Source organism: Streptosporangium sp. NPDC051022, assembly GCF_040683035.1.
Taxonomy (GTDB): domain Bacteria; phylum Actinomycetota; class Actinomycetes; order Streptosporangiales; family Streptosporangiaceae; genus Streptosporangium.
On sequence record NZ_JBFBCF010000001.1, the window covers coordinates 495058 to 520350 of the forward strand.

Consider the following 25293-nt stretch of genomic DNA (forward strand, 5'->3'; position numbering starts at 1 on the left):
ACTATGTGTCGATATCCGCTAGATTGCCGCCCGGAGATCCACTGTTTGGAGAGGCGGTCGCATGCGCCCACGCGGATCCAGTCCCCTGGCCTTCGGTGTCTTCGGTGTTCTCGCCATGACGTTCACGGCGGTCGTGGTGATCGCCGGCTTGGTGGGCGGCGACGAGGGCGAGGTTCCGGCTACTCCAGAAAGTGGCCCGGTGGCGACCGAGAACACCCAACCGGCCCCCGTGGAGGGCACCCAGGTCTCCCCGCCCAGCTTCAGGCCGCCGTCGAAACTCCAGCTCGGCCCGACGGGCGACTCCAGGACGGCGCCGGTCTCCCGCCGCGGTGGGACGGCCCGCCGCGGTGAGACGACCCGGAGTACGGAGACGGCACGCGGTACCGAGACGGCCCGGGGTGCGGAGACGGCCCGGGGCGGCGTGACGGCTCGCGGTGGCAAGGCCGTTCGCGAGGGTGAGGTGGGCGTTGAGGAGGCCCGTGCCGGTGAGGCGGGCGGTGAAACGGTCCGGGCGGGCGCGCGGGCCCGCCAGAGCACGGGCGTCGACCTGCGCTACATGCAGCGCTCCGACACCACCGCCAGGTTGAAGCGCAACCCGCTGTACGGCACCGGCCTCATGCGCCCGACCGTCTGCCGCGCCCCTCAGCCCTCGACCCAGCCGGGAGACATGCTCGGCTACCTCAACGCCGTGACCGGGTGCCTCGACCGGGCCTGGGCGGGGAAGTTCTCCCAGGCGGGAGCGGTCTTCCTGGCGCCGCGCCGGGTCTACTGGACCCGTCCGGGGCGGGGCCCCTGCGGGACCTACCCGGCCTCGGGCGCCGCGGCCTACTACTGCCCGTCCAACCGGGGCATGTACATCGGCCTGAACCACCTCGTCCAGCAGACCGGCCGGATCGACCCCGCGGAGAACCACGTGCCCTACCTGTCCGTGCTCTCCCACGAGTACGGTCACCACGTGCAGGCCATGGCCGGCATCGGTTCCGCCTGGTGGTGGGAGGTCTCGGACAAGTCCAAGGCCGCCCAGGACGCCCACTCCCGCCGCTCCGAGCTACAGGCACAGTGCCTGGCCGGGGTCTTCGTCCGTACCGTCCGGATCCCGCTCGGCGTCACCTCCGCGCGCTGGCAGGCCGTACTGGAGATGGAGTACAGCCGGGGCGACGACCAGAACGGCCTGGGCAGGAAGGACCACGGCAACGGCGACCACTACGCGGGCTGGCTGCAGCAGGGCTGGAAGTACGCCAGGGTCGGCTACTGCAACACCTGGAGCGTTCCCGCCTCCTACGTGAGCTGACCCCCGTCTCCTACGTGAGCTGACCCCCGCCTCCGATCCGCTCGCCGGGACACTTTCAGATTCGTCGAATCGGGGACCGGTGGGGGCCGGGCAGGTCCAAGCTGGTCGAGTCGGGGGTCGACGAGGGTTCACCGGCGTTCGGGAGAAAGACGTGCATGGCGCTTTCGCTCCACCGAATGGGGCGCGTGACCGGTCATGGCCTGGGGGAGGCTCCGCCGTCACGCCATCCGTCCCCGTCGTCGCCGAGGCGGCCGCGGAGCCGGCACAGGCTCCGCGCGCCGTCGCCGGCTCCGCGTTCCCCGGCCCACGCCTCCGGGTTTCGAGGGCCGTGACCCCGGTTCTCGGTCCGCGCCTCCGGGTTTCCAGGGCCGTGACCCCGCTTCCCGGACCGTGTCTCCCGGTTTCCGGACCGTGTCTCCCGGTTTCCGGGGCGCGTTTCCGGTGCCGGGGCCGTGTTCGCCGGTCTTCCGGCCGTCAGCTCCCCACCTCGATGCGGAGCCGGCGGAAGCCCCTGCCCTTGCTCTCGATCTTGGCCACCCGGATGCGCCCGATCTGCTTGGTCGAGGCGACGTGGGTGCCGCCGTCCGCCTGGCAGTCGAGGCCGACGATGTCGATGATTCGGACCTCCTCGACGGTCTCGGGGACCAGGTTCGTGGCGGTCCTGATGATGTCGGGGATGGCGAAGGCCTCGGCGCGGGGGAGCACCCGGACGTCGATCCTGCGGTCGGCGGTGACCTCTGCGTTGCAGGCGGCCTCGACGGACTCCTTGAAGCCGGGCGGTATCTCGGGCAGGTTGAAGTCCATGCGCGCGGTCAGCTCCTCCATGTTCCCGCCCGTGACGAGGGCGCCGAAGTCACGGAAGACCACTCCGCACAGCACGTGCAGCGCCGAGTGGGTCCGCATCAGCGCCGAGCGCCGCTCGTCGGCGACCGCGGCCCGCACGGTCGTTCCCGGCGGGGGAACCGGATCGCCCTCCGCAGGGATCAGGTAGAGCTCGTCGCCTTTGCGCGCCCCGGCGATGCGGGTCTCGACCCCCTGCCAGATGAGAACTCCGTGATCTGCGGGCTGGCCGCCGCCACCCGGATAGAATGCCGACCTGCTCAAGACGATCCCCTCGGGTGACGAGGCCAGGACCAGCGCGTCGAAGGAGCGCAGGTTCTGGTCGGCGAGTTCGAGGCGCTGCGTGCGCCCATGGAGATCGGTGCTCATATCGGCAGCTTAGAACCTCCCCGAGGTGGCATGCGCGGGCCTGTACGTCGACGACCCCGGGCATCCGTGGTCGCCGCCCTTATGGCGATTTCCTGTCTTATTTCGGGATGTAGCAGTGGGGCGGTGGTCGGTTCGGGCCCGATCCCCGTGCCCGTCCTGGACCCACCGGCCACCCCCGAGACCCGACCGATCCGGGCTCCGCTGGTCATGATCGTCGGAGACAGCTTCACCGTCGGTTCCGGCCCGGTGCGGCAGTGGGAGAGCTACGCCGCGCAGGCCGCGCGCGAGCTGGGCTGGCAGCTCGTCACCGCGGGCGCGCGGGGGACGGGCTTCGTCAATCCCGGCAGGGTGCGCAGGACGTTCCAGACCTCGTTCACCGACGAGCTCTCCTGGCGTCCCGTCCCCGACCTGCTGATCGTCTCCGGCGGCCACAACGACCGCACCGCACCCGGCAAGGTGCACCAGGCCGCCAAACGCCTTCTGGGGGTGGTGCGGTCCCGGTGGCCGCAGACGCGGGTCGTGGTGGTCGGCCCCATCTGGATGGGACGGGCGCCCCGCTGGGCCTACGGCGTCAGGGACGCCATCGCGGTCGCCGCGGGCGAGGAGGGGGCGATCTTCCTGGATCCGCTCGGCCGTGCCTGGGGGCGCGGGGCGATCCTGGGCGACGGCGTCCACCCCACCTTCCAGGGCCACGCACGGCTGGCCCGCTGGCTGGTCACGGCACTGCGCGAGCACGGCGCCGAGTCTGAGGGGTGAGGGCCGCCTCCGTTCCCGGCGCCTCCGCCGACAGCGTCGCCAGTGTCGCCAGTGTCGCCAGTGTCGCGGCCACCCCCTCCCGGAAGGACGGGTAGCGCAGCTCGAAGCCCGTCTCCATCAGCGCCGAGGGGTCGGCGGCGGTGTCCAGCGTGAGGGTCTGCACGGCGATCTCACCCGCGAACGGCCCGGCCAGCCACCGGGGCAGTCTGATGGGCGCGGGCACGCCGAGCAGCCTGGCGGTCTCGTCGAACAGCTCGCCCAGCGTCGTGGCCGTGCCGTCGGTGGCCACGAAGCTCCGCCCGGTGACCCCGGGCAGTCCCGCCACGTGGACCAGCGCCCGTGCGGCGTCCTCCACGTGGATGATCGGCAGCCTGTTGGTCCCGGTGCCCGGCACCGGCATCCGCCGTCTGGCCAGCCCCGGCACGATCAGGTCGCCGAACCCCTTGCCGGGGCCGTAGACCATGTTCCCCAGATAGACGTGTACGGCGGGCACCCCCGCCTCCTCGATCATCCGCCGCACCGGCAGCCCGATGTGGGCGAATCCCACGGGTACGGCACGTCGTGCGGAGGTGTGCGAGACCGTACGGCCGGCGCCCGGGTCGAGGTCGTCGAGCCCGCTGACCGAGACCAGCAGGGGGCGTTCGGCGGCGGGCAGGGAGCGCAGCGCCCGCAGTACCCCGGCGGTGGTCTCCTGCCGGGTGGCGCTGATCCGCTGGATGGCCCGCCGGGTCACCCGGCCGGGCAGGCCCGGCTGGATGAGGTCGATGACCGCGTGCGCTCCCCGGGCGGCCTCGGCCCAGGTGGCCGGGTCGGTGACGGAGAAGCGGTGCGGGGTCCCTCCGGCCTCCTCGACCCGCAGGGCGGCCTCGTCGGACCTGACCAGGCCGACGACCTGCCAGCCGGCGGCGGCCGCCTCGCGGATCGCGGTGCGCCCGATGAAGCCTCCGGCACCGAGGACGAGTAGTTTCATGACTTCCTCCAAGGGATGGTTAGCATTTGCTAACTCGACGGGCGGAAAAACACCCCGGCGGGGGCGCCGGAGAACGGTCTCGGGTTGACGGGGGCGGGCGGGACGCCGGGTGATCAGGGTGAGATCATGCGGATGAACAGGGGTTCCAGGACGGAGCTCGCCGTCCCCGGGGGCAGCTCGCCGAACTGCCGCATCCGGGCGTACTGCGCGACCGTGCCGGAGAGCGCGGCCACCAGCAGGTCGATCGAGATCGTCGTGGTGACCTCCCCCGACGCGACCCCGTCCCGGAGCAGGCCGCGCAGCACCTCGATCAGTGCCGTCCCCCGCTCGGCCTCGGTGAGCCGGGGCCAGTAGACGCGGAGGTTGTCCTGCACGTAGAGCAGCACCTGCGGCTGCTCCTCCAGGATCTGGCCGAAGGTCCGCATCAGCGAGCCGAGCCGCTCGCCGAACGGCCGTCCGGGGGCGCAGGCCAGCGAGGCCCGCTCGCCCAGGTGGGTGTAGCACCTGCCGAACAGGTGCAGGGCCAGTTCCTCCTTTGAGGCGAAGAACTTGAACAGGGCGGGATTGCTGTAGCCGCTAGCCCGGGAGATGTCGCGCACGGTCGTGCCGTCGACGCCCTGCTCGACGAACAGGCGCAGCGCCTCGACCAGGATGCGCCGTTTCGACGGCGGATCCCGGTCGTCCGCCAGGAACGACTCGGCTTTGGAGAGGGTTTCGGCCACGGATCGAAGTTAGCATTTGCTAACCGCCCCGCCAAGGGACGAACGTCACCTTCCGCCGTACGTTCCACTTGCCCGGAGCCCCGAAGCCCCGAAGCCCCGAAGCCCCGAAGCCCGGAGAACGTGGGCCGGGTGCCGGGGTCGGGGGTGGGCGTTGGGTTTTCGTGGTGGTGCGGTGGGGCGCCGGGAGTTGGGGTCAGTTTCCTGTGGCGGCCCAGTCGGAGGCCAGGATCGCCATCACGATCGCGTCGTGCCAGCGGCCGTCCCAGCGCAGCGCGTCGCGGCGCACGCCCTCCTCGACGAAGCCGACCTTGCGGTACACGTGGGCGGCCCGGTCGTTGAAGGCGAAGACCTCCAGGCCGATCCGGTGCAGGTCCGTGGTGGTGAAGACGTGGTCGAGCACGAGCCGGATCGCCTCGGTGCCGTAGCCCCTGCCGAACACCCGGGGGCCGACCAGGGCGATGCGCAGGTTGCAGGAGAGGTTGTGCGCGTCGAGCTCGTTCAGTACCACCTCGCCGACGTATTCGTCGTCGTCGGAGGTGCAGATCGCCAGGTCGAGGCGGTTGTCGTGGTCGCCGCGCGAGCCGTACCAGATATCCGCCGCGGTACGGTCGAACTCTCCGTGCGATCCCGTGAGGCGGGCGGTCTCCGGGTCGTTGACGAGCTCCCAGAGGCCGTCGGCGTGCTCGGGGCCTACGGGCCTGAGTGTCACCCGCTTGCCGTACAGGGTGGGTTTGTCGGCGAACATCACCCGTGTCTATCGGCTGACGCCCGGCGGGGCAACCCGATTACCAGGGGCCGTAGGGGCCGTGGTTGCCGCCCTTGCCGACCTCGCTCACCGCGGGCTTCACGTCGGCCAGGTAGATCCCGGCGGCGACGACCGCGGCGATGGTCAGGAAGTTGAGCTGGCCGAGACCGCCCCCGAAGTAACCCACGGCCGAGGCGAACGAGAACAGCGTCGCGAGCGACAGGATGATCAGCCAGAGCTTCTTGGTCTGCTTGCCGGTGACCGCGAAGGCGCGCGCGGGTGTGCGCGCCGAGTGGATCAGCGCCCAGGCGGACATGCCGAAGGCGATGACGCTGAGAACCCAGAAAATGAGGTTCAGCCCCATGAAGATCATCGTCGCTCCACCATGCTCGTCCTGCAGACAGCGTCCACCCTAATGCCGAAAGTCCCCTGCGTTGCGGGTTCGTGTCCGTTCATCTCCGGATCCGCCCGGGGGGAATCCGGAGGAGCCGTCCCGGGGTGGGGCGGGACGGCTCTTGTCGCCGGATCCTCGAAAGGCCCAGCCCTCGAAGGGTCCGGCCCTCGAAAGGTCCGGTCCTCGAAGGCTCGGACCCGCGAAGGGCCCGGATCCCGAAAGGGGTGGCCCCTCGGACCCGGATCAGGCCTTCGTGCCGGGGCCGCTCTTCGGAGAACGAGAGTTCTTCCTGGTGGTCTGGGTCGCGACCGCGGGCTCGGCGGTCGCGGAGACCTCCTCGAGTTCCAGCGCGGCCTCGCCGCTCGCCTTGGAGACGACCTTGCGGCCCCGGCTGGCGAACTGCTCGTACAGCTCGCCGGCCCTGACGGTGAACTGGTCGGCGTAGCCGCGGGCCTTGCCGGGGAAGTCCCTGGCGTAGTCCTCGGCCTTGCCCGCGAACCTCTTGGCCCTCCCCGGCAGCTCCCGGGCGGCCTCGCGGATCTCCTCACGGCGCCCCTGCAGCCTGTGGATCTGCTCGGGCAGCTCGCGGAGCTTCTCGACCGCGAGGTCGCCCGCGCCCGCCACGGCGTAGAACGGCTTGGAGTCGGCCAGCTTCTTTACTTCGGTGGTGAGAGTCATGGGTTAACCTTCCTTGGATTCCGGTGTGACGCTTCCGCTTTCCGAGGGAGCCGCGTATGGCTTCAACGCGGCGAGATACGCCTCGGGCAGCGGTGCCTCTTCGCGTGGAGAGGAGCCCGCGTCGCCCCCGCGGGGCTCCGGTGTGGAATGCGCGTTCTGGGAGGTTTGCGCGTCCGCATCCGGGGCCTCGGCCCGGTTCTCCTTGCGAAATGACTCATAGATGTCGATCAGCACCTGGCGCTGACGCTCGGTGATGAGGTGGTCGGCCCTGATCGCGGCCAGCACATCGCTGTGCTGCTCGCGCTCCTCGATGAGACCCGCCTGGATGTAGAGCGCCTGCGAGGAGATGTGCAGCCCCTTGGCGATCTGGTTCAGGATCTCCGCGCTGGGCTTACGCAGCCCACGCTCGATCTGGCTGAGGTAGGGGTTGGAGACCCCCGCGGCCGCGGCGAGCTGACGCAGCGAGATCTTCGCGTGCGTGCGCTGCTCGCGGATGTACTCACCGATCGAGCCGACCTTCGGTAGTGCCATGCCCTCAGTCTACCCGCGATGCTTGCAGTTGCAAACGCAATGGATGGCAGTTGCAAGCACAGTGGCGAGGGGAGGCCGGCTGAGCGGCGCGGGGGCGCGAAAGGGGACGACCGCGTCGGGGAGGACGCGGATAAGGGGAGGGGCCGGCCGGGCGTGGGGAGCGGTCGATCTAGTGCGGGATGAGCCAGAGCATCGGGGCCGAGGCCGTCAGGGTGACGGAGAAGGCCACGATGGCGTAGCGGACCCGGCGGGGAAGCTCGGGCCCCGGGCTGACGAGCCGCTCGACCCGGGCCATGACCGCCGAGCAGGAGTCGGAGACGCCCAGGGTGCCCTGTGGGGTGGGGGCGGCGCCCGCCGTGCCGAAGCGGAGCAGGGCGGTGGCCAGGCGCCGGGGAGAGCAGTAGCGGCGGGCGACGTCGTCGGCGGCCATCTCGACCAGCAGGCCGACCTCGTTCTGCACCCTGCCGACGATCCGCGACCAGGGCAGCGCCCTGTACAGCGCCGCGAACGGCAGCAGCACCAGGTCGTGGCGCTCGCGCACGTGCGCCGACTCGTGGGCGAGCACCGCGCTCAGCTCGGCGGGGGAGAGCAGCTTCAGCGTCCCGGCGCTGACCACCACCTGCGAGCGCAGGCCGGGGACGCAGTAGGCGGCCGGGCCCGGGTGGTCGACCACCCGCACGCCGGGGACCTCGGGATCCTCCCTGGCGATGAGCGCCAGCAGCGTGCGGTGGCGGCGCCGGGCGCGGAACGTCTGCGCGCCCGCGGTCACCAGCACCCCGATCAGGATGGTGAGGGCGGTCAGCCCGGCGATGAGGGCCAGGATCCGCGGCAGGGTGTAGGACTCGGCGGGGCCGTAACCGCCGTTGAACGCGGAGACGACGAAGGCGCGGAGCCCCTGCAGCACGCCCTGTCCGTAGGGCTCCAGGGCGTAGGCGAGAAGCGCGCCGGTTCCGGCCAGTCCCCAGGTGACCCCCAGGGCCTGCCACAGGACGATGGCCACGTGCGGGGCGCGGTATGTCCACCGTGCCCGCGTGAGCCGCCAGGCTCCGACCGCGCAGACCAGGGCGAGGGTCGCCAGGACTGCTGCGGTGATCACTCGTCCTCCAGCTCCGTCAGGGCTTTCAGCAGGATCTCGGCCTCACTGCCTGAGACGGCCTGGGCGAACCGGGTAAGGGCGGCCGACCGGTCTCCGGTCAGGTCGAGTGCCTCAAGCATAAGCTCCGCGACGTATGCGTCGCGGCTTTCGGCCGGCTCATAACGCCACGCGCGCCCGTCACGGGTGCGCAGCAGGAAGCCCTTGCGGGTCAGCCGGTCGAGCACGGTCATCACGGTGGTCGGCGCGAGATCCCGGTCGGCGATCAGACGCCCTACCTCGCGCGCCGTCACAGGGGATGACTGCGCCCAGATGATGTCCATGATGCTGCGTTCAAGCTCGCCCAGACCCTTCACGCGAATAAGCCTAACTCCTGCACCACGAGGGGTAGTACTACGGGTTGTCGAGTGATTTCGCTCACAGTTGCCGGGCCATGTAGATCTCGTCGCGGTCGTCGCCGGGGGCGAGACGGATGGCACGGGGCACGCGACCGGTCTCCACGTAGCCCAGACGCGCGTAGAACCGCTCGGTCCCGGTGCCGCCCCGCACGGTCAGGTGCAGCGCCTCGACGCCCAGCTCGCGGGCGGCGGTCTCGGCGGCGCGCATGAGCAGGGTGCCGTATCCCCTGCCCTGGTGCCTCGGGTGGACCATCACGCGCAGCACCCAGCGCCAGTGGGCCCGCAGCCAGGATCCGGCGTCGCCCAGGATCAGCCAGCACGCCACCCGCCCCTCGGTGTCGAGGCCGACGAGCAGGTGGTCGAGGTCGCCGCAGCGGGCGAAGGAGGGGCCCGCGACCTCTCCGACCTCGGCGGCGGTGACCGGGGGCACGAAGCCGACCGCCCCGCCGGCGTTGCTCACCGCGGTCCAGCACTCGACGAGATCGTCGACGAGGACCGGGGTGAGCTCGGGATCCGTCACGAAGCGCAGTTCGGCCATGGTGCCGACCCTAACGGCCGTGACCGACATGATCGGGGGCCAGGGCGGCCCAGTCGAGCGTGAGCTCGCCCAGCCGCCAGCGCGGCACGCCGCCGAGCGGAGGACGCTCGGCGACCGGCCAGGTCCCGGCGAGCGTCCGCGCGGTGGCGATCCACCGCTGGCGGTGGCCGTACGCGCCGAGGGGGGCGTTGACCGCCCACGCGTGGTCGAAGTCACGCAGGAAGGCGTGGATCGGCTCGCCGGGGACGTTGCGGTGGATCAGCGTCTTCGGCAGCCGCTCGGCCAGGTCGGAGGGGCGCTCGAAGCCGCCGAAGCGGGCCGAGAAGGTCAGCGTCCGCGGGCCCGTCGTGTCGAGCCCGGCCCACACCGCGCGGTGACCCACCTCGGAACAGGTGCCCTCGACGATCGCCCCGCCGGGGGCGAGCCTCGCGCGCAGCATCGTCCAGTAGTCCCACGCCTCGGCCTCGCCGTACTGCCTGAGCACGTTGAACGCCCGGATCAGCAGGGGCGGCCCGCTCACCGGCAGCTCGAACCCGCCGAGCACGAAGGACAGGCCCTCCCGCTCGTACGGCCTGGCCGCGGCGACCCTGGCCGGGTCGATCTCGACGCCGACGACCTCGACGGACGGGCAGACCCTCCGCAGCCGCAGGAACAGCTCCAGCGTCGTGGTGTGCGAGGCCCCGTAGCCGAGGTCGACCACCAGGGGACGGTCCGCCGAGCGCAGCAGCCGGCCGTGGACGGCGGCGACCCAGCGGTCGGCCCGCCGCAGCCGGTTGTGGCCCGTCGTCCCCCTGGTGATCTCTCCTATCCGCTTCGGCACGCTCGCGCTCCGCCCCGGCCGGTCAGATCCGGTGGACCTTGTGCTGGGCGGCCTGGGCGCGGGGGCGGATGACCAGGCGGTCGACGTTGACGTGCGCGGGACGGGTGACGCACCAGGCGATGGCGTCGGCCACGTCGTCGGCCGTCAGCGGCCCCGGAACGCCCTGGTAGACCCGGGCGGCGGCGGTGTCGTCGCCGCGGAAGCGGTTCAGGGCGAACTCCTCGGTGTGGACCATGCCGGGGGCGACCTCGATGATCCGGACGGGCTCGCCGCACAGCTCCAGCCGGAGCACCTCGGTCATCGAGGTCTGCGCGTGCTTGGCCGCGTTGTAGCCGCCGCCGCCCTCGTAGGAGACCAGCCCGGCGACCGAGGTCAGCATGACCAGCACGCCGTCGCCCGACCGGATCAGGCCGGGCAGCAGCGCCTTGGTGACCCGCAGCGAGCCCAGCACGTTCGTGTCGTACATCCGCTGCCAGTCGGCCACGTCCGCGCCCGCCACCGGCTCCAGGCCGATCGCGCCGCCGGCGTTGTTGACCAACACGTCACAGCGGTCCAGCGAGGCGGCGAACTCGTCGACCGACTCCTGGGAGGTCACATCCAGCGTCGCCGCGCGGATTCCGGGCACCTCGGCGGCCAGCTTGTCCAGCCGGTCCCGGCGTCGCGCCGCGGCGACCACGTCGAAGCCCTCGGCGGCCAGACGGCGGGCCGTGGCCTCGCCGATCCCACTGCTGGCGCCCGTCACCACTGCTGTCCTGTTCATGGCCCCCAATACTGCCAGGGCGCGTCCGGGTGGTGGGAATGTTGCGGACTAATGGGTGGTTATATCCCTCTCGGAGGTGGTGCCGGTGAGGCGGCGGGTGAGACGGCGGGTCAACCGGGTCGCGACGATCAGCATGCACACGTCCCCCTTGGATCAGCCGGGGACCGGAGACGCGGGCGGCATGAACGTCTACATCGTCGAGGCGGCCAAACGCCTGGCCCACCTCGGGGTCGAGGTCGAGATCTTCACCCGGCAGACCGCGCGCGACCTGCCCCCGGTCGCCGAGATCGTTCCCGGGGTCTTGGTGCGGCACATCACCGCGGGGCCGTACGAGGAGCTCGACAAGGGCGACCTGCCGGGCCAGCTCTGCGGGTTCCTGTCGGGCGTGCTGCGCACCGAGGCGATCTACGACCCGGGCCGCTACGACGTGATCCACTCCCACTACTGGCTGTCCGGCCAGGTGGGCTGGCTGGCCAAGGAACGCTGGGGCGTGCCCCTGGTGCACACCATGCACACCATGGCCAAGGTGAAGAACCTCCTGCTCGCCGACGACGACAGGCCCGAGCCGCCCGCCAGGGTGATGGGCGAGCAGCAGGTCGTCGACGTCGCCGACCGCCTGGTGGCCAACACCCCCACCGAGGCGCAGGAACTCGTCGACCTGTACGGCGCCGCCCCCGGCCGCGTCGAGGTGATCAACCCGGGGGTCAACCTCACCGTCTTCCAGCCCGCGTCCATGGGCGCAGCCCGGCGTCGTCTCGGGCTGCCGCAGGACGCCCACGTGCTGCTGTTCGTCGGCCGGGTGCAGCCGCTCAAGGCCCCCGACGTACTGCTGCGCGCCGCGGCCAGGATGCTCATCGACGATCCCTCGCTCAGGTCGCGCCTCGTCGTCGCCTGCGTCGGCGGACCCAGCGGCAACGGCCTGGCCAGGCCCTCCTACCTGACCGAGCTGGCCGTCTCGCTGGGCATCCCGGACGTGGTCAGGATCGTTCCCCCGGCGCCCCAGCACGAGCTGGCCGACTGGTACCGCGCGGCCGACGTGACCGTCGTCCCCTCGCACAACGAGTCCTTCGGGCTGGTCGCCCTGGAGTCCCAGGCATGCGGCACGCCGGTCGCGGCGGCGTCGGTGGGCGGACTGCGCACGGCCGTACGCGACGGCGTCTCGGGCGTGCTCGTGGAGGGGCACGACCCGCACGACTGGGCGCGGGTGCTCGGCAGGTTCGTCAACCAGCCGGCCTGGCGCGACACGCTGTCGGCGGGCGCGGTCACCCAGGCGGCCGCCTTCGGCTGGTCGGCGACCGCGGCCCGGCTCGCCGACGTCTACGCCGAGGTGATGGCGCACCTGCACCGTGCCCCCGTCGCGATCAGCTCGTAGGGTGGGCGCATGCGTGAAGTGATCGAGGCGGCGCTCGGGAACATGGAGGCGTCCTTCGAGGAGCCCAGGCCCGGCGCCTTCCTGGTGACGCTCCCCGGCCAGCACAAGCTCGCGACCATGACGTGGCTCATCGTCGGCGACCGGGTCCTGCACGTGGAGGCGTTCTTCTGCCGCCAGCCCGACGAGAACCACGCCGAGTTCTACCGCTGGCTGCTGACCAAGAACGGCTCGACCTACGGCGTGCACTTCGCCCTCGACCCGGTCGGCGACGTCTATCTCGTCGGCCGGATCCCGCTGGGCGCGGTCTGCGAGGAGGAGATCGACAGGCTGCTCGGCTGCGTGCTCACCTACTCGGACGAGGGTTTCGACCGGGCGCTCGAACTCGGCTTCGCCTCCTCGATCCGCAGGGAGTGGGAGTGGCGGGCCAAGCGCGGCGAGTCGCTCGCCAACCTCCAGGCGTTCGCCCGCTTCGCCGATCCCGACCGCTGACGGGCCACCGTCTCCGGGCCACCGTCTCCGGGCCACCGTCTCCGGGCCGTCGCCTCCGGGTGGTCCCCGAGCCAGTTCTCGGGCGGTCTTTCCCGGGGCGCCGGCGACGGCGCCGTCGCGTCACCGTGCCGGGCCGTCGTCCCCCGGTCACCGCCCCCGGGTGCCGGAGGGGCGCCCACTAAGCTTGGGCGCATGGCGACTTTGGTGCTGCTTCGGCACGGTGAAAGCGAGTGGAACGCTAAGGGGTTGTTCACCGGATGGGTGGACGCCGGACTCTCCGCCACGGGTGAGGAGGAGGCACGGCGCGGCGGGCGGCTGCTGCTCGAGGCGGGCGTGCGGCCGGACGTGGTGCACACCTCGCTGCTGACCCGGGCGATCCAGACGGCCAACCTCGCGCTGGGCGCCGCCGACATGCTCTGGCTGCCGGTCGCCCGGTCCTGGCGGCTCAACGAGCGGCACTACGGCGCGCTGCAGGGCAAGGACAAGGCGCAGACCCGCGCCGAGTTCGGAGACGAGCAGTTCATGCTCTGGCGCCGCTCCTACGACACCCCGCCGCCCCCGCTCGCGGACGACGACGAGTTCTCCCAGGTCGGTGACGCGCGTTACGCGCTGCTGCCGACCGAGCTGCTGCCGAGGACCGAGTGCCTCAAGGACGTCGTCGAGCGCATGCTGCCCTACTGGTACGACGCGATCGTGCCGGACCTGTCGGCGGGCCGTACGGTCCTGGTCGTGGCGCACGGCAACTCGCTCAGGGCGCTGGTCAAGCACCTCGACGGGATCGGCGACGACGAGATCGCCGGGCTGAACATCCCCACCGGCATCCCGCTCCTGTACGAGCTGGACGAGGACTTCCGGCCGGTCGCCAAGGGCGGCCGCTACCTCGACCCCGACGCGGCCGAGGCCGCGATCGAGGCCGTGGCCAACCAGGGCAAGTAGGGACGGGAAACGCGGAAGGGGCCCGTCCGTCCGACGGGCCCCTTCTGTGTCTCCGTGTCTCTGTGTTCCGTGGTCTCGCTTCCCTACGGCGTGCCCGGCGACTTCCGCGCGGGCGCCGTGGGTCTCACACGATGCCGATCTCCGGCTCCGGTGTCCGGGAACCGGTCACCAGGTACACCACGTCACGGGCGACGCGCACCGCGTGGTCGGCGTAGCGCTCGTAGTAGCGGCCGATCAGCGTCACGTCGATGGCGGGCTCGACGCCGTACTTCCAGTCGGGGGCCATCAGCACCTTGAACAGCCTGCGGTGCAGCCTGTCCATCGCGTCGTCGTCGTCCTCCAGCTCCAGGGCCACGTCCACGTCGCGCGAGGCGATGCAGCTGCCGGCCTTGGTGACCAGGCGCTCGGCGATCTGGCCCATCTCCACGATCGTGGAGCGGATCTCCGGCGGGATCGCCGAGTCGGGGTGGCGCAGCCTGGCCACCTTGGCCACGTGCTCGGCCAGGTCGCCCATCCGCTCCAGGTCGGTGCCCATCCGCAGCGCCGCGATGACCATCCGGAGATCGACGGCCACCGGCTGCTGCGTGGCCATCAGGTCGAAGATCCTCGTCTCGATCTCGGAGAAGATCCGGTCGACCTCTTCGTCGTGGGAGATGACACTCTCCGCGAGCTGGAGGTCGGAGTCCAGGAGTGCGGTGGTGGCCCGGGAGATCGCCGACCTCACCAGTCGGGTCATCTCCACCAGCCGGCCCGTGAGGGCGTCGAGCTCTTCGTGGTAGGCGTCGCGCATGGGCTTCACCGTACGTGCGCGACAGTGAACGAACCTCGACCATAAAGTGAACTTTGCGGGAAAGGCCTTGGTCGTACCCGCTTGAGCTGCCCCAATGGGGGAAACGCCCGCCTACCATCGAGGTCGTGAAGCCGACAGGAGGAGCACGTGAGTGAGCTGATGGCGAGTCTGGCCGCGCTGGCCGGGTTCGTCGTGGGAGCGCTGGCCGTCATGGTCGTCCGCCAGAACGTGGGGCAGCGCGACGTCGCCGCCTCGGCGGACGAGAACGAGCCCGCCCCGCTGCCGCAGGGCGTCGCCTCGGTGCTGGCGGTCCTGCCGTCGTCGGCCGTCGTGCTCGACAAGGAGGACCGCGTACTGCGCGCCAGTTCGGCCGCGCGGGCGTTCGGCCTGGTCAGGGGTGAGAACCTGATGGCGGCCGAGCTGCTGGCGCTGGCCAGGCAGGTGCGCAGGGACGGGGAGATCCGCGAGAGCGAGATCGAGGTGGCCGGGCACAAGTTCGGCCAGGAGTCGACCAGCTTCGCGGTACGGGTCGCCCCGCTGGGGTCCCACGGCCAGGTGCTGGTGCTGGCGGAGGACCAGACCGAGCACCGGCGGGTCGAGGCGGTGCGCCGCGACTTCGTCGCCAACGTGAGCCACGAGCTCAAGACGCCGGTCGGCGCGCTGTCCCTGCTGGCCGAGACCATCCAGGACGCGGCCGACGACCCCGAGGCCGTCACCCGCTTCGCCGGGCGCATGCAGCACGAGGCCGCCCGCCTGAACTATCTCGTCCAGGACCTCATCACGCTCTCCCGCATCCAGGGGGCCGAGCCCATCCCCACGCCGGGACCCGTGCCCATCGACGAGGCCGTGCACGAGGCCATCGACCGCTGCAACACCACGGCGGCGGCCAAGGACATCACCCTCGTCGCCGGGGGCGCGGAGGGACTGCGGATCTGGGGCGACGACGAGCTCCTCGTCACCGCGCTGCGCAACCTCATCGACAACGCGGTCGCCTACAGCCCCGAGCACACCCGCGTCGTGGTCAGCGCGCGCGCCACCGGCCCCCACAGCGAGTCGGTCGAGATCAGCGTGAGCGACCAGGGCATCGGCATCCCGGAGAGCGCCCAGGAGCGCATCTTCGAGCGCTTCTTCCGCGTGGACGCCGCCCGCTCACGGGCCACCGGTGGCACGGGCCTCGGCCTGGCCATCGTCAAACACGTCGCCGCGGCCCACAACGGCGCGGTCACGGTGTGGAGCAAGGAAGGTTCCGGCTCCACCTTCACCCTCCGCCTGCCCGCCTTCGGCGGCACGGCGGTGGCTGTACCCGGTACCACCACCACCCCCATGGAGGCCGCGCAGTGACTCGCGTGCTTGTTGTCGAGGACGAGGAGTCGTTTTCCGACGCCCTGTCGTACATGCTGCGCAAGGAGGGGTTCGAGGTCGCGGTGGCGGCCACGGGGCCCGAGGCGCTGGACACCTTCGACCGTAACGGTGCGGATCTGGTGCTGCTCGACCTCATGCTCCCGGGCCTGCCCGGCACCGAGGTCTGCCGCTCCCTCCGCCAGCGCTCCAACGTTCCCGTGATCATGCTCACCGCCAAGGACAGCGAGATCGACAAGGTCGTCGGGCTGGAGCTGGGCGCCGACGACTACGTCACCAAGCCGTTCTCCTCGCGGGAGCTGGTGGCCCGCATCCGCGCGGTACTGCGCCGCCAAGGCGACGTGGAGGAGCTGGAGTCGGCGGTCCTGTCCGCCGGGCCGGTCAGGATGGACGTCGACCGTCACATCGTCGCGGTCCGCGGGGACCAGGTGCAGCTCCCGCTGAAGGAGTTCGAGCTGCTGGAGGTCCTGCTCCGCAACGCGGGACGGGTGCTCACCCGGGGCCAGCTCATCGACCGTGTCTGGGGTGCCGACTACGTGGGCGACACCAAGACGCTGGACGTGCACGTCAAGCGGCTGCGCGCCAAGGTCGAGGCCGATCCCTCGAATCCCCGCTGCATCCTCACCGTCCGCGGCCTCGGCTACAAGTTCGACCCGGCCGAAGACTGAGCTTCGGCCCGGCCGCGGACCGGGGCCCGAGCGCCCCGGAGCCTCCCGGGGCGTCAGGCGCCCTCAGAGGGCCGATCCGGCATTCGGAGGCCCTTGAGACCCTAAAGGGGGTGTACGGCTCACACCGAGCCGTACACCCCCTTTATTGGGTCTTTGCGGGCTTTGTCTAATGCCCCTCTTCGCCGTGGCCGCCCTCGGCGTTCTCCGCGGAGGCGGAGGGGGAGGCGCTGGAGGAGGGGGCCGGTTCGGCCGTCGAGCCCGGCTCGGCGGTCGAGGACGGCTCCGGGGTGGCGCTGGAGGCGGCGTCCGGGGCCGAGGCCGGGGCCTGCGGGAGCTCGCCGAACTCGCGGCTGCGGGTGATGACCGGGACGCTCATGGAGACGAGACCGGCGTTGGCGAACTGCAGCTGCACCGAGATGCTCTCGCCGCCCCTGAGCGGCTTCTTCAGGCCCTCGATCGTGAGCGTGGGCGTGGGCTGCCCGATGCCGACCCGCTGCTGGCTGGGGAGGTCGACCTGGGTGGCGACCTTGGCGACGCCGAGGGCCGGGTCGACGCCGAGGCCGACGAGCTTGTCGGCGTCCTTGTTGGTGTTCACCACCGACAGGTAGAGCGAGGTCGCCCCTCCGGCGGCCAGCTCCGAGCCGGAGTCGGGACCCAGGAAGAACGCCTGGGAGATGGCGATCCCCTTCGCCTTGAGGGTCTGCGCCTCGGTCGGGGAGTAGGGCTTGTTGGTGATCGCGTCGGATCCGGCACCACAGCCGGCCAGGACGGGGGCGGCTGCGAGGAACGCGGCGGCGGCGATCGCCCAGTGACGGCGGTTGCGGATCACGGTGCGAGTTCTCCTTGTCACACAAGATGCAGGGCAGGGCCAACCCTATCCGTGGACATAGGCAGGTTTTCCGGCGCCCCGCCTGATCGCGGAAGGGGCGGGGAACGCAGGTCATGAGGGCTTTTCACACCCTTGATTCATAGAGTTGAACGCTTGTCAAGCCTTAATATGCGGCTTTGACCTGCAGTTATGGTGATTTCACTGTTCCGGGAGGCTGTGGATACGTGGTACTCTTGAGTACAGCGGAAGGGGTACTTGTCACATGACTTTCCAGGTCGGCGACACTGTCGTCTACCCCCACCACGGGGCTGCTCGGATCGAGGCCATCACGACCCGAACCATCAAAGGTGAGGAAAGGACCTACCTGGTTCTCAAGGTCGACAAGGGCGACCTTACCGTCCAGGTGCCGGCTGACAACGCCGAACTCGTCGGTGTTCGCGATGTCGTCGGTCAAGAGGGCCTTGAGCGCGTCTTCGACGTGCTTCGCATGCCTCACACCGAAGAGCCCACGAACTGGTCCCGCCGCTACAAGGCCAACCTGGAGAAGTTGGCGTCCGGTGACGTCAACAAGGTGGCCGAGGTCGTTCGCGACCTGTGGCGACGCGACAAGGAGCGCGGGCTCTCCGCAGGAGAGAAGCGCATGCTTGCCAAGGCACGGCAGATCCTGGTCAGCGAGCTCGCGCTCGCCGAGAAGACCAACGAGGACAAGGCCGAAGCACTGCTCGACGAGGTTCTCAACTCCTGAACACAACATTTCCACGGGTGGGCGTCGGGGTTGACGTCCACCCGTTCGCATCCGGCCGCGAGCTTCACCTCGCGGGACTGCACTGGCCCGGCGAGACAGGTCTCGCCGGGCACTCCGACGGCGACGCCGCCGCCCACGCCGCCTGCGACGCGCTGCTGTCCGCCGCGGGGCTCGGTGATCTCGGCGGCCTTTTCGGGACCTCCGACCCGCGCTGGGCGGGGGCGTCGGGCGTCGCCCTGCTCGAAGAGACCGCCAGGAAGGTTCGCGCCGCCGGTTTCGAGATCGGCAACGTGGCCGTCCAGGTGATCGGGAACCGCCCCAAGATGGCGCCCCGCCGTACCGAGGCCGAGAAGGCGCTCAGCGCCGCCGTGGGCGCGCCGGTGAGCGTCAGCGCCACCACGACCGACGGCCTGGGGCTCACCGGGCGCGGTGAGGGTGTGGCGGCGATCGCGACCGCGATCGTGGTGAACCTTAATCGGGGGGCGGGCGTCTCCTAATACGGAACGCGAAAGCGCTCCGGCGGGCGGCGCGGATGCCCGTCGCCATTCGAGGTGGTGGCCCGTTTACTGGCGCGGTACGGGCCACCCCTTTTTTCTGAATGGCTTATGAATGTCCTGGGTAGCCCCCTATTAACCATGTCTCGTCATCGGGGGGATCCGGACATGATTGGTGCGATTGTCGGCGCGATCATCATCGGCGCCATCATCGGCGCGTTGGCGCGCCTCGTCATTCCAGGGCGGCAGGACCTCTCGATAGGGCTGACGCTCATCGTGGGTATCGTCGCCGCGCTCATCGGCTCGGCGATCGCCGCGGCGCTGGGACTCACCAACACCAGCGGGATCAACTGGTGGGAACACCTCATCCAACTCGCGCTGGCGGTGATCGGGGTGCTGCTGGTGGTCCAGATGCGGGCGAAAAGGACGCACTGAGCCGGGACTTTGCCGTTCTCAGGAATATCCGTGACGAAGGGGGTAGCCCTCCCCCCAGTGAGAGTGAAGGTCACCTCACCGGGAGGTTCACGATATGACCATCGCATCCATTCTCGGGGCCATCGTCATCGGTGCCGTCATCGGCGCCATCGGTCGTCTCCTGCTTCCCGGCAGGCAGGCGATCGGCTGGGTCCTGACCGTCGTCGTGGGCATCGTCGCCGCGCTCATCGGCACCGCCATCGCCCAGGTTCTCGGCGTCGCGACCACCGACGGCATCGACTGGATCGAACTCGCCATGCAGATCGTCCTCGCCGTCATCGGAGTCGGCCTGGTCGCCGGTATGAAGCGCTCCAGCGTCTGACGGAGCGCCTGACGGCGGGACCCCGGGCCCGGGGTGAGACCCGGGCCCCGACCGCGGGGCCTCGACCATCGGGGCCCGACCGTGGAGACCCGGGCCCCGGCCACAGGGGCCCGGCCGCGGGGAGCCGGGCCCGGCCCGCCGGGGCCGGGCACCAGGTTCCGGGAACCCTCAGCCCTCCGGCGGCGTGGGCGTGCTGCGTACGCGGCCCGAGGGCGGGGCGGCGCTCTCCCCGTCTTCCCCGTTCTTCTCGCCGTCCGCGCCGGCCTGGACGGCCGCTTCGCGTTCGACCTTCTCCCCGTCCTCCTTCTCGCCGTCCGCGGCCGCGGCGTCGTGCGCCGGATCCGGCGTCCGGGTCCGTGCCGGGGCGGTCGCGGAGACGGCGCGGGACGGTTCGTCGGTCACGACCTGGAACGGCTGGGTGTCGGCGTCGCGGTCGCCCACCTCGGGCCGCTCGTCCCGCTCGGTCTCCTGCCCCTCGTGCTCGTCGTGCCCCTCGTGCTCGTCGTGCCCCTCGTGCTTGTCGTGCTCGTCGTCGTGCGGGGCGGGGTGGGGGCCGGTACTCGCGTCCCAGGTCTCCACGCGCTCGCTGACCCGGCCCTCCGGCTTCCGTACGGCGGCGCGCGGCGGATGGACGAGCAGATCGCCCTGATGCGGCCGGACCAGATCTCCCCAGCGCAGGGGCTTTTCCCGGCCACCCCCACCCTGCTCGGGTCCGTCCTGTTCGGGCCTGTTCTGTTCTGGCCTGTCCTGTTCGGCGGCGACGGGAACGGCGGGGGTCTCGGCGGGCTCGGCGGGACCGGTGATCTCGGGTGTCTCGGGTGCCGCGGTCGGGCCGACCACCGGTACGGCGGGCGGAAGGGCGTGGTGCGGTGCCGTCTCCAGGGGCGGGGCCGCCTGCGGATCGAGCACCACCTCCGACGGCTGGTGATGCACCGGATGGGCCTGGTGCTCCGCGGGGTCCGGCGGGCTGGGATGGGGGACGTGCGCCTGCCGCCGGGGGTGGTCCCGATGCGCGGGGGGAGCGGCGTGGCCGTACTGGAGGGGGTACTCCGCGGTCGGCAGGTCGGCGTCGGGGAAGGGCACGATGTCGTGGTCGACGCGTGCCGCGGCGGCGTCGGCGGCGCCCCGTCTGGCGGCGGCGTGGTTGATCAGCAGCAGCCACAGCCACAGGGCCAGGAGCAGCGTCACCCAGGGGGTGACGGCGACCACCACGGCCGCCCGCCGTACGTCGATGGTGGCCCGTGTGGCGGTGGCGACCTCGGCGGCGCCCGCCGCGGCGAACAGCAGGACCAGGACCACGCCCGCCTGTAGCCGCACCGGCCAGCGCCCGCCCCGCAACAGGAGCACGGCGATCAGCGTGATGGCGAGCAGCGCGTCGAAGGCCGCCGGATAGAGGTAGGCGAGGCCCGCGGGGGCCTCACCGACGACGGCGAGGGCGCGCAGGTCGTCGAAGGAGAGCACGCACGCGGCCGCGGTGAGCGCGGCCACGCCGACTCCGACGAGGGCGATCCCGGCACGGCGCAGGGCGACGACCACCCGGCTCGGCTGGGCGGGCGGGGTCGAGGACGGGCGGGAGAGCTTGTCTGCCGCCGCGGGGGATTTCACGTCCATGGCCCTTCGAGCCTACAGAATCGGCACCTGGCATGATCGGTGGACCGAAACGGGATGAGGAGGAGAGTTGACCGAACTGTCCAGCGATGTCCGTGCGCTGTTCGACGCGACGAACTTCGCCACGATGACCAGCCTGAACGCCGACGGCAGCCCGCAGGCCAGCGTGGTGTGGACGAGGACCGACGGCGACGACATCGTGTTCTCCACGGTCAGAGGGCGGCGTAAGGACCGGAACCTCGCCCGGGACCCCCGGACGACCGTCGTGGTGATCGATCACGCCAACCCCTACCGCTACGCGGAGGTGCGCGGGACCGTCACGGTGACCGAGGACCCGACCGGCGCGCTGATCGAGGAACTGTCGCAGAAGTACACCGGCAAGTCCTGGGTGGAGGCGAACCCGGAGGCGCAGCGGTTGATCGTCCGGGTGATCCCGGAACGGGTCTACCTGCACGGCTGATCCTGAATGAGCAAGGCGGTATTCGCGCTCGTTGTTATAAAAAGTGCTACTGGGCAGCCTCAACGTCTCGTAACACGGCTTGTGGGGTGAGGTAAGGCGTTAGCCTTGCCTTCGTGAGCCTGCGCCTATACGACACCAGCGTACGTACAGTCCGTGAATTCGTTCCGGTCGAGTCCGGCCGGGCGTCGATCTACCTGTGTGGTGCAACCGTGCAGGCTCCCCCGCATATCGGGCACATCCGATCCGGCGTCAACTTCGACGTGCTGCGCCGGTGGATGACCCGGTCGGGATACGAGGTGACCTTCTGCCGTAACGTCACCGACATCGACGACAAGATCATCAGGGTGGCGGCCGCCGAGGGCGTGCCGTGGTTCGTGGTCGCCGAGCGCAACCAGCGCGCCTTCACCTGGGCCTACCAGGTGCTCGGCTGCCTGCCGCCGACCGTCGAGCCCAGGGCCACCGGCCACGTGCCCGAGATGATCGAGTTGATGGAGCGTCTCATCGCGGGGGGGCACGCCTACGCCGCCGACGGCGACGTCTACTTCGACGTCATGTCCTACGCCGACCGGTACGGCTCGCTGTCCAACCAGAAGCTCGAGAACCTCAGGGCCGCGGGCGACACCGACAACGACTCGGCCAAGCGCGACTCGCGTGACTTCGCGCTGTGGAAGGGCGAGAAGCCCGGCGAACCGACCTGGCCGACCCCGTGGGGCCGCGGCCGTCCCGGCTGGCACCTGGAGTGCTCCGCCATGGCCACCAAGTATCTCGGGCCGACCTTCGACATCCACGGCGGCGGCGTCGACCTGATCTTCCCGCACCACGAGAACGAGCTGACCCAGTCGCAGGCGGCCGGTGACGGCTTCGCGCGGTACTGGATGCACAACGGCATGCTCAAGATCGGCGCGGAGAAGATGAGCAAGTCGCTCGGCAACTCCCTGCTGATCCCCGAGGTGACCAAGAAGGTCCGTCCCGTCGAGCTCCGCTACTACCTGGCGGCCCCGCACTACCGCTCCGCGATCGAATACTCCGAGGAGGCCCTGTTCGAGGCCGCCACGGCCTACCAGCGTATCGAGGGCTTCGTCACCCGGGCGGCGGAGGTGATCCACGACGTGGACGCGCACGCGCCGCTGCCCCAGGCCTTCGTGGACGCGCTCGACGACGACCTGGGCACCCCGCAGGCGCTGGCCGTCGTGCACGAGGTGGTCCGCGAGGGCAACGTCGCGCTGGCGCAGGGGAACAAGGAGCAGGTCGCCAGGTTGCTGGCCGAGACGCAGAACATGCTCGACGTGCTCGGCCTGGACCCGCGCTCGGAGCAGTGGCGGACCTCGGGTGGCGAGTCGGGGCTGCGTTCGACCGTGGACACGCTGGTCAGGGTGGCCCTGGAGCAGCGCCAGGCGGCCCGGGCCCGCAAGGACTTCGCGGCGGCCGACGGCATCCGCGACCAGCTCGCCGAGGCGGGCATTCTCGTCGAGGACACCCCCCAGGGGCCCCGCTGGGAACTTTCCCGGTAGAAGCAGGCCGTACCCTATACAGCATGGCCGGTGGGGGTAGAGGGTCCGGGCGACCCGCGAAGAAGAAGAGTCCGTCCAAGGGCACGGGCGGCAACGTCCGCCGTGGCCTGGAGGGCAAGGGAGCGACCCCGCCTGCGCACATGCGGCACTGGCACAAGGACAAGGCCAGGACCGAACGGATCGAGCGGGAGGAGCGGACCGGCAGGCCCTCCTCCCCGCGGACCCCGGTCCGCGCCAGGCGGAGCGAGGACGCCCCCGAGTACATCGGCGGCCGCAACCCCGTCCTTGAGGCGCTGCGCGCCGGTGTGCCGGCGAACGCGCTGTACGTCGCCCTGCGCATCGACAACGACGACCGGGTCAAGGAGACCGTCCGGATCGCCGCCGACCACGGCATCGCGATCCTGGAGGTCGGCAGGGAGAAGCTGGACCGCCTCACCGAGGGGGCGATCCACCAGGGCGTGGCCCTGCAGATCCCGCCGTACGACTACGCCCACCCCGACGACCTGGTCCGCATCGCCCGGGACGCCGCGGAGGTGCCGCTGATCGTCGCGCTCGACGGCGTCACCGACCCCCGCAACCTGGGGGCCATCGCCCGCTCCGCCACCGCCTTCGGCGCCCACGGCCTGCTCGTCCCCTCCCGCCGCTCGGCCGGGGTGACGGGAGGGGCGTGGAAGACCTCGGCGGGCACGCTGGCCACCCTGACCGTCGCCCGCGCGGCCAACCTGACCACCGCCCTGCGCGAGTACCGCGAGGCCGGTCTGTTCGTCATCGGCCTGGACGGCGAGGGAAAGATCGACATCGGCGACGCCCACCTCCTGGAGGACCCGCTGGTCATCGTCGTGGGCTCGGAGGGCAAGGGCCTGTCCCGCCTGGTCCGCGAGTCCTGCGACCTGGTCGCCCGCATCCCGATGAACGCCGCCGCCGAGTCGCTCAACGCGGGCGTCGCCGCCGGCATCGCCCTGTACGAGGTGGCCCGCAACCGCCGCCGCTGAAGCCGGGACCGCGCTCCGCGGATCCAGCCGTGGCGGGGCGCCGTCCGGGCGGTCGTGACGGGTGGTCGTGAGGGGCGGAAGCTCCAGCGGGCTGGGATCCGGGGTTTCACACTCCCATCGGTGACGCCCGAGGGGTAAGCCGACTACACTCATCAGACGACCGTGCCGACGTAGCTCAATCGGCAGAGCAACAGTCTTGTAAACTGTAGGTCAGGGGTTCGATTCCCCTCGTCGGCTCTTAGTGCGAAGGCCCAGGTCAGGGGCATGATCCCCGAACCTGGGCCTTTGTCGTTCCCGGCCCTTCCGTCGGCCGCGTGCCACCTACGTGCCACTAGCGCTCTCGATCTTCGTTTCCCGTGCCACCTGGAACGCGCTCCCGAGCGCCTGGGCGATGGCCCGGTCCCGGTCCTGACCGGCGTGCTGGTAGATCAGCGCCGCCCGTGTGGAGGAGTGCCCCATGCGGGACATCAGCTCCTTGAGGCTCGCCCCCGTGGAGGCGGCCAGGGTGTTGCCGACGTGGCGAAGGTCGTGGAAGTGGAGGTCGGGGAGGCCGACCGCCGCACGGGGCCGCACCGCCGCGGGCTATAGACCGAAAGCACCCCCCTCGATGAGGATGAGCAGTCCAATCCCGGTCAGGACCAGCGGCAGAAGGACATGCCCCCATCGGCTAAGAACCTGTGCGACGACCGGGCGAGTGGCGAAGAACCGTCCTACAGCGCACCAGACCGCGACCAGGACCAAGAAGACCAGCACGTAGATGCTCATCCCACCGAGGCCAGTATTAGCGAAGACCGGCACATAGACGCCGATGTTGTCACCGCCATTGGCGAAGGTGACCGCAGCCACCGCCAGCATCTCCGGTGCGTTTGAGCGTTCTTCGGCCGGGTCGTCACCGCCACCGCGGTGGTTCTTCCACGCCTGCCAGGCAGCCTTGACACCCAGAGCAAGCGGTAGCAACCCGAGGTAGGGAATAACAGGCTCAGGCAGGAAGGTGGCACCGAACCCAGCCGCCACGGCCACCAGCAAGATCCCCAGAAAGCCGAGGTATTGGCCGGCCACGATCCGGCTTGTCGCACCAGGATGCCCGGCACCTTGGGCAAAGAAGAGCGCCAGGATCAAGATGTCATCCACGTTGGTAACAGCGAACAGCCCAGCCGCCTGCCCTATGATGCCCGGGTCCACGCAAGATGCCCCTTCTGTCCTTGGGATGTCCAGGGCGACAGTACTGGTGCAGGTGACCACTTATCTTGTCCCGTTGCCTGATTGTGCGCGGCACACGAGAACCATCGAGGTCCGCACGGGAGATCGTTTCTGAGGAGGGAAACCTCTTCCGTAGTGG

At 70.6% G+C, this 25293-nt stretch carries 31 protein-coding genes and 1 tRNA gene; 15 read left to right on the forward strand and 17 right to left on the reverse strand.

Translation table 11 applies throughout. The features are described from left to right. The first annotated feature begins 61 nt into the window (after positions 1 to 61). Positions 62 to 1291 carry a neutral zinc metallopeptidase gene (locus tag AB0N02_RS02320; protein WP_363941652.1) on the forward strand — a complete coding sequence of 410 codons (1230 nt, stop codon included), beginning with the start codon at positions 62 to 64 and terminating at the stop codon, positions 1289 to 1291. 474 nt (positions 1292 to 1765) lie between these two features. On the opposite strand, the gene AB0N02_RS02325 is transcribed toward AB0N02_RS02320, so the two are convergent. Next, the gene (locus AB0N02_RS02325) at positions 1766 to 2500 is read right to left on the reverse strand and encodes an alanyl-tRNA editing protein (protein WP_363941654.1); all 735 of its coding nucleotides are present in this window, start codon (positions 2498 to 2500) and stop codon (positions 1766 to 1768) included. Positions 2501 to 2623: 123 nt separating this feature from the next. On the opposite strand from AB0N02_RS02325, the gene AB0N02_RS02330 reads away from it, so the two are divergent. Next, positions 2624 to 3256, forward strand: coding sequence for an SGNH/GDSL hydrolase family protein (locus AB0N02_RS02330; RefSeq protein ID WP_363941656.1), 633 nt, complete (start codon positions 2624 to 2626; stop codon positions 3254 to 3256). Here the strand turns inward: AB0N02_RS02330 and AB0N02_RS02335 are convergent. From AB0N02_RS02335 to AB0N02_RS02385, 11 genes are all read right to left on the reverse strand, one after another. Then, the gene (locus tag AB0N02_RS02335; RefSeq protein ID WP_363941658.1) at positions 3216 to 4226 is read right to left on the reverse strand and encodes an NAD-dependent epimerase/dehydratase family protein; all 1011 of its coding nucleotides are present in this window, start codon (positions 4224 to 4226) and stop codon (positions 3216 to 3218) included. The genes AB0N02_RS02330 and AB0N02_RS02335 overlap by 41 nt on opposite strands. Before the next feature lie 113 nt (positions 4227 to 4339). Continuing rightward, the gene (locus AB0N02_RS02340; RefSeq protein WP_363941660.1) at positions 4340 to 4948 is read right to left on the reverse strand and encodes a TetR/AcrR family transcriptional regulator; all 609 of its coding nucleotides are present in this window, start codon (positions 4946 to 4948) and stop codon (positions 4340 to 4342) included. 193 nt (positions 4949 to 5141) lie between these two features. Further along, positions 5142 to 5693 (reverse strand): GNAT family protein, encoded by a 552-nt coding sequence (locus AB0N02_RS02345; RefSeq protein ID WP_363941663.1) that lies wholly within the window; start codon positions 5691 to 5693, stop codon positions 5142 to 5144. Between the two features lie 40 nt (positions 5694 to 5733). Continuing rightward, the gene (locus AB0N02_RS02350) at positions 5734 to 6057 is read right to left on the reverse strand and encodes a DUF2516 family protein (protein ID WP_363941665.1); all 324 of its coding nucleotides are present in this window, start codon (positions 6055 to 6057) and stop codon (positions 5734 to 5736) included. 273 nt (positions 6058 to 6330) lie between these two features. Beyond that, complete coding sequence (locus AB0N02_RS02355; RefSeq protein WP_363941667.1) at positions 6331 to 6765, reverse strand: hypothetical protein; 435 nt, start codon at positions 6763 to 6765, stop codon at positions 6331 to 6333. 3 nt (positions 6766 to 6768) lie between these two features. Next, positions 6769 to 7296 carry a helix-turn-helix transcriptional regulator gene (locus tag AB0N02_RS02360; RefSeq protein ID WP_363941670.1) on the reverse strand — a complete coding sequence of 176 codons (528 nt, stop codon included), beginning with the start codon at positions 7294 to 7296 and terminating at the stop codon, positions 6769 to 6771. 169 nt (positions 7297 to 7465) lie between these two features. Then, positions 7466 to 8392 carry a M56 family metallopeptidase gene (locus AB0N02_RS02365; RefSeq protein WP_363941673.1) on the reverse strand — a complete coding sequence of 309 codons (927 nt, stop codon included), beginning with the start codon at positions 8390 to 8392 and terminating at the stop codon, positions 7466 to 7468. Continuing rightward, entirely contained in the window at positions 8389 to 8745 is a 357-nt protein-coding gene (locus tag AB0N02_RS02370; RefSeq protein ID WP_363941676.1) for a BlaI/MecI/CopY family transcriptional regulator, read from the reverse strand. The genes AB0N02_RS02365 and AB0N02_RS02370 overlap by 4 nt, the downstream gene beginning before the upstream one ends. 61 nt (positions 8746 to 8806) lie before the next feature. Further along, on the reverse strand, positions 8807 to 9325 hold the full coding sequence (locus AB0N02_RS02375; RefSeq protein WP_363941678.1) for a GNAT family N-acetyltransferase: 519 nt from the start codon (positions 9323 to 9325) through the stop codon (positions 8807 to 8809). 10 nt (positions 9326 to 9335) lie between these two features. Next, entirely contained in the window at positions 9336 to 10145 is an 810-nt protein-coding gene (locus tag AB0N02_RS02380; protein WP_363941681.1) for a class I SAM-dependent methyltransferase, read from the reverse strand. A 22-nt stretch (positions 10146 to 10167) separates the two neighbouring features. Next, positions 10168 to 10905: an SDR family oxidoreductase gene (locus AB0N02_RS02385; protein WP_363941684.1), complete on the reverse strand. Its 738-nt coding sequence runs from the start codon at positions 10903 to 10905 to the stop codon at positions 10168 to 10170. 55 nt (positions 10906 to 10960) lie between these two features. Between AB0N02_RS02385 and mshA the strand changes: the two genes are divergently transcribed. From mshA to AB0N02_RS02400, 3 genes are all read left to right on the forward strand, one after another. After that, a complete protein-coding gene (gene mshA, locus AB0N02_RS02390; RefSeq protein ID WP_363941687.1) occupies positions 10961 to 12277 on the forward strand; it encodes a D-inositol-3-phosphate glycosyltransferase in 1317 nt (438 codons plus the stop codon). A 9-nt stretch (positions 12278 to 12286) separates the two neighbouring features. Beyond that, positions 12287 to 12766 carry a YbjN domain-containing protein gene (locus AB0N02_RS02395; protein WP_363941690.1) on the forward strand — a complete coding sequence of 160 codons (480 nt, stop codon included), beginning with the start codon at positions 12287 to 12289 and terminating at the stop codon, positions 12764 to 12766. Positions 12767 to 12958: 192 nt separating this feature from the next. Then, a complete protein-coding gene (locus tag AB0N02_RS02400; protein WP_363941692.1) occupies positions 12959 to 13702 on the forward strand; it encodes a phosphoglyceromutase in 744 nt (247 codons plus the stop codon). Between the two features lie 124 nt (positions 13703 to 13826). Here AB0N02_RS02400 and phoU read toward each other — a convergent pair whose 3' ends face one another. Next, the gene (phoU, locus tag AB0N02_RS02405) at positions 13827 to 14492 is read right to left on the reverse strand and encodes a phosphate signaling complex protein PhoU (RefSeq protein WP_363941694.1); all 666 of its coding nucleotides are present in this window, start codon (positions 14490 to 14492) and stop codon (positions 13827 to 13829) included. 159 nt (positions 14493 to 14651) lie between these two features. Between phoU and AB0N02_RS02410 the strand changes: the two genes are divergently transcribed. Together AB0N02_RS02410 and AB0N02_RS02415 are read left to right on the forward strand one after the other, a co-directional pair. Beyond that, positions 14652 to 15833, forward strand: coding sequence for an ATP-binding protein (locus AB0N02_RS02410; protein WP_363942497.1), 1182 nt, complete (start codon positions 14652 to 14654; stop codon positions 15831 to 15833). Continuing rightward, positions 15830 to 16519, forward strand: a complete 690-nt coding sequence (locus AB0N02_RS02415) for a response regulator transcription factor (RefSeq protein ID WP_352014671.1) — start codon at positions 15830 to 15832, stop codon at positions 16517 to 16519. The genes AB0N02_RS02410 and AB0N02_RS02415 overlap by 4 nt, the downstream gene beginning before the upstream one ends. A gap of 166 nt (positions 16520 to 16685) precedes the next feature. On the opposite strand, the gene AB0N02_RS02420 is transcribed toward AB0N02_RS02415, so the two are convergent. Continuing rightward, complete coding sequence (locus AB0N02_RS02420; protein WP_363941698.1) at positions 16686 to 17348, reverse strand: copper chaperone PCu(A)C; 663 nt, start codon at positions 17346 to 17348, stop codon at positions 16686 to 16688. Between the two features lie 262 nt (positions 17349 to 17610). Here AB0N02_RS02420 and AB0N02_RS02425 point away from each other — a divergent pair, with 262 nt between their 5' ends. The 4 genes from AB0N02_RS02425 to AB0N02_RS02440 all read left to right on the forward strand — a co-directional run bounded on the left by AB0N02_RS02425 (position 17611) and on the right by AB0N02_RS02440 (position 19383). Next, on the forward strand, positions 17611 to 18093 hold the full coding sequence (locus AB0N02_RS02425; RefSeq protein WP_012887713.1) for a CarD family transcriptional regulator: 483 nt from the start codon (positions 17611 to 17613) through the stop codon (positions 18091 to 18093). Between the two features lie 17 nt (positions 18094 to 18110). Then, positions 18111 to 18590: a 2-C-methyl-D-erythritol 2,4-cyclodiphosphate synthase gene (gene ispF / locus AB0N02_RS02430; protein ID WP_363941701.1), complete on the forward strand. Its 480-nt coding sequence runs from the start codon at positions 18111 to 18113 to the stop codon at positions 18588 to 18590. 165 nt (positions 18591 to 18755) lie between these two features. Next, positions 18756 to 19022 (forward strand): GlsB/YeaQ/YmgE family stress response membrane protein, encoded by a 267-nt coding sequence (locus AB0N02_RS02435; protein ID WP_363941704.1) that lies wholly within the window; start codon positions 18756 to 18758, stop codon positions 19020 to 19022. A gap of 94 nt (positions 19023 to 19116) precedes the next feature. Next, positions 19117 to 19383: a GlsB/YeaQ/YmgE family stress response membrane protein gene (locus tag AB0N02_RS02440; protein ID WP_363941706.1), complete on the forward strand. Its 267-nt coding sequence runs from the start codon at positions 19117 to 19119 to the stop codon at positions 19381 to 19383. 168 nt (positions 19384 to 19551) lie between these two features. Here AB0N02_RS02440 and AB0N02_RS02445 read toward each other — a convergent pair whose 3' ends face one another. Beyond that, on the reverse strand, positions 19552 to 20994 hold the full coding sequence (locus AB0N02_RS02445; protein WP_363941708.1) for a hypothetical protein: 1443 nt from the start codon (positions 20992 to 20994) through the stop codon (positions 19552 to 19554). Between the two features lie 67 nt (positions 20995 to 21061). Here AB0N02_RS02445 and AB0N02_RS02450 point away from each other — a divergent pair, with 67 nt between their 5' ends. From AB0N02_RS02450 to AB0N02_RS02465, 4 genes are all read left to right on the forward strand, one after another. Then, positions 21062 to 21451, forward strand: a complete 390-nt coding sequence (locus AB0N02_RS02450; protein ID WP_363941711.1) for a PPOX class F420-dependent oxidoreductase — start codon at positions 21062 to 21064, stop codon at positions 21449 to 21451. Positions 21452 to 21564: 113 nt separating this feature from the next. After that, positions 21565 to 22962 (forward strand): cysteine--tRNA ligase, encoded by a 1398-nt coding sequence (gene cysS / locus AB0N02_RS02455; protein WP_363941714.1) that lies wholly within the window; start codon positions 21565 to 21567, stop codon positions 22960 to 22962. A 23-nt stretch (positions 22963 to 22985) separates the two neighbouring features. Continuing rightward, positions 22986 to 23954, forward strand: a complete 969-nt coding sequence (rlmB, locus tag AB0N02_RS02460) for a 23S rRNA (guanosine(2251)-2'-O)-methyltransferase RlmB (RefSeq protein ID WP_363941716.1) — start codon at positions 22986 to 22988, stop codon at positions 23952 to 23954. A gap of 164 nt (positions 23955 to 24118) precedes the next feature. Continuing rightward, positions 24119 to 24191: transfer RNA gene (locus tag AB0N02_RS02465), tRNA-Thr, on the forward strand. An 84-nt stretch (positions 24192 to 24275) separates the two neighbouring features. Here AB0N02_RS02465 and AB0N02_RS02470 read toward each other — a convergent pair. Beyond that, entirely contained in the window at positions 24276 to 24527 is a 252-nt protein-coding gene (locus AB0N02_RS02470) for a hypothetical protein (RefSeq protein ID WP_363941719.1), read from the reverse strand. Positions 24528 to 24536: 9 nt separating this feature from the next. Beyond that, positions 24537 to 25136, reverse strand: a complete 600-nt coding sequence (locus AB0N02_RS02475) for a cadmium resistance transporter (RefSeq protein ID WP_363941720.1) — start codon at positions 25134 to 25136, stop codon at positions 24537 to 24539. Positions 25137 to 25293: the final 157 nt, after the last annotated feature.

Bases quoted from the DNA above. Each gene is read 5' to 3' on its own strand.
- AB0N02_RS02410 (WP_363942497.1), top strand. From the start codon at position 14,652: ATGGCGAGTCTGGCCGCGCTGGCCGGGTTCGTCGTGGGAGCGCTGGCC.
- AB0N02_RS02355 (WP_363941667.1), bottom strand. From the start codon at position 6,765: ATGACTCTCACCACCGAAGTAAAGAAGCTGGCCGACTCCAAGCCGTTC.
- AB0N02_RS02320 (WP_363941652.1), top strand. From the start codon at position 62: ATGCGCCCACGCGGATCCAGTCCCCTGGCCTTCGGTGTCTTCGGTGTT.
- phoU (WP_363941694.1), bottom strand. From the start codon at position 14,492: ATGCGCGACGCCTACCACGAAGAGCTCGACGCCCTCACGGGCCGGCTG.
- rlmB (WP_363941716.1), top strand. From the start codon at position 22,986: ATGGCCGGTGGGGGTAGAGGGTCCGGGCGACCCGCGAAGAAGAAGAGT.
- AB0N02_RS02425 (WP_012887713.1), top strand. From the start codon at position 17,611: ATGACTTTCCAGGTCGGCGACACTGTCGTCTACCCCCACCACGGGGCT.
- AB0N02_RS02335 (WP_363941658.1), bottom strand. From the start codon at position 4,226: ATGAAACTACTCGTCCTCGGTGCCGGAGGCTTCATCGGGCGCACCGCG.
- AB0N02_RS02325 (WP_363941654.1), bottom strand. From the start codon at position 2,500: ATGAGCACCGATCTCCATGGGCGCACGCAGCGCCTCGAACTCGCCGAC.
- AB0N02_RS02395 (WP_363941690.1), top strand. From the start codon at position 12,287: ATGCGTGAAGTGATCGAGGCGGCGCTCGGGAACATGGAGGCGTCCTTC.
- AB0N02_RS02350 (WP_363941665.1), bottom strand. From the start codon at position 6,057: ATGGGGCTGAACCTCATTTTCTGGGTTCTCAGCGTCATCGCCTTCGGC.
- AB0N02_RS02445 (WP_363941708.1), bottom strand. From the start codon at position 20,994: ATGGACGTGAAATCCCCCGCGGCGGCAGACAAGCTCTCCCGCCCGTCC.
- AB0N02_RS02375 (WP_363941678.1), bottom strand. From the start codon at position 9,325: ATGGCCGAACTGCGCTTCGTGACGGATCCCGAGCTCACCCCGGTCCTC.
- AB0N02_RS02345 (WP_363941663.1), bottom strand. From the start codon at position 5,693: ATGTTCGCCGACAAACCCACCCTGTACGGCAAGCGGGTGACACTCAGG.
- AB0N02_RS02400 (WP_363941692.1), top strand. From the start codon at position 12,959: ATGGCGACTTTGGTGCTGCTTCGGCACGGTGAAAGCGAGTGGAACGCT.
- AB0N02_RS02360 (WP_363941670.1), bottom strand. From the start codon at position 7,296: ATGGCACTACCGAAGGTCGGCTCGATCGGTGAGTACATCCGCGAGCAG.
- AB0N02_RS02385 (WP_363941684.1), bottom strand. From the start codon at position 10,905: ATGAACAGGACAGCAGTGGTGACGGGCGCCAGCAGTGGGATCGGCGAG.
- AB0N02_RS02435 (WP_363941704.1), top strand. From the start codon at position 18,756: ATGATTGGTGCGATTGTCGGCGCGATCATCATCGGCGCCATCATCGGC.
- AB0N02_RS02440 (WP_363941706.1), top strand. From the start codon at position 19,117: ATGACCATCGCATCCATTCTCGGGGCCATCGTCATCGGTGCCGTCATC.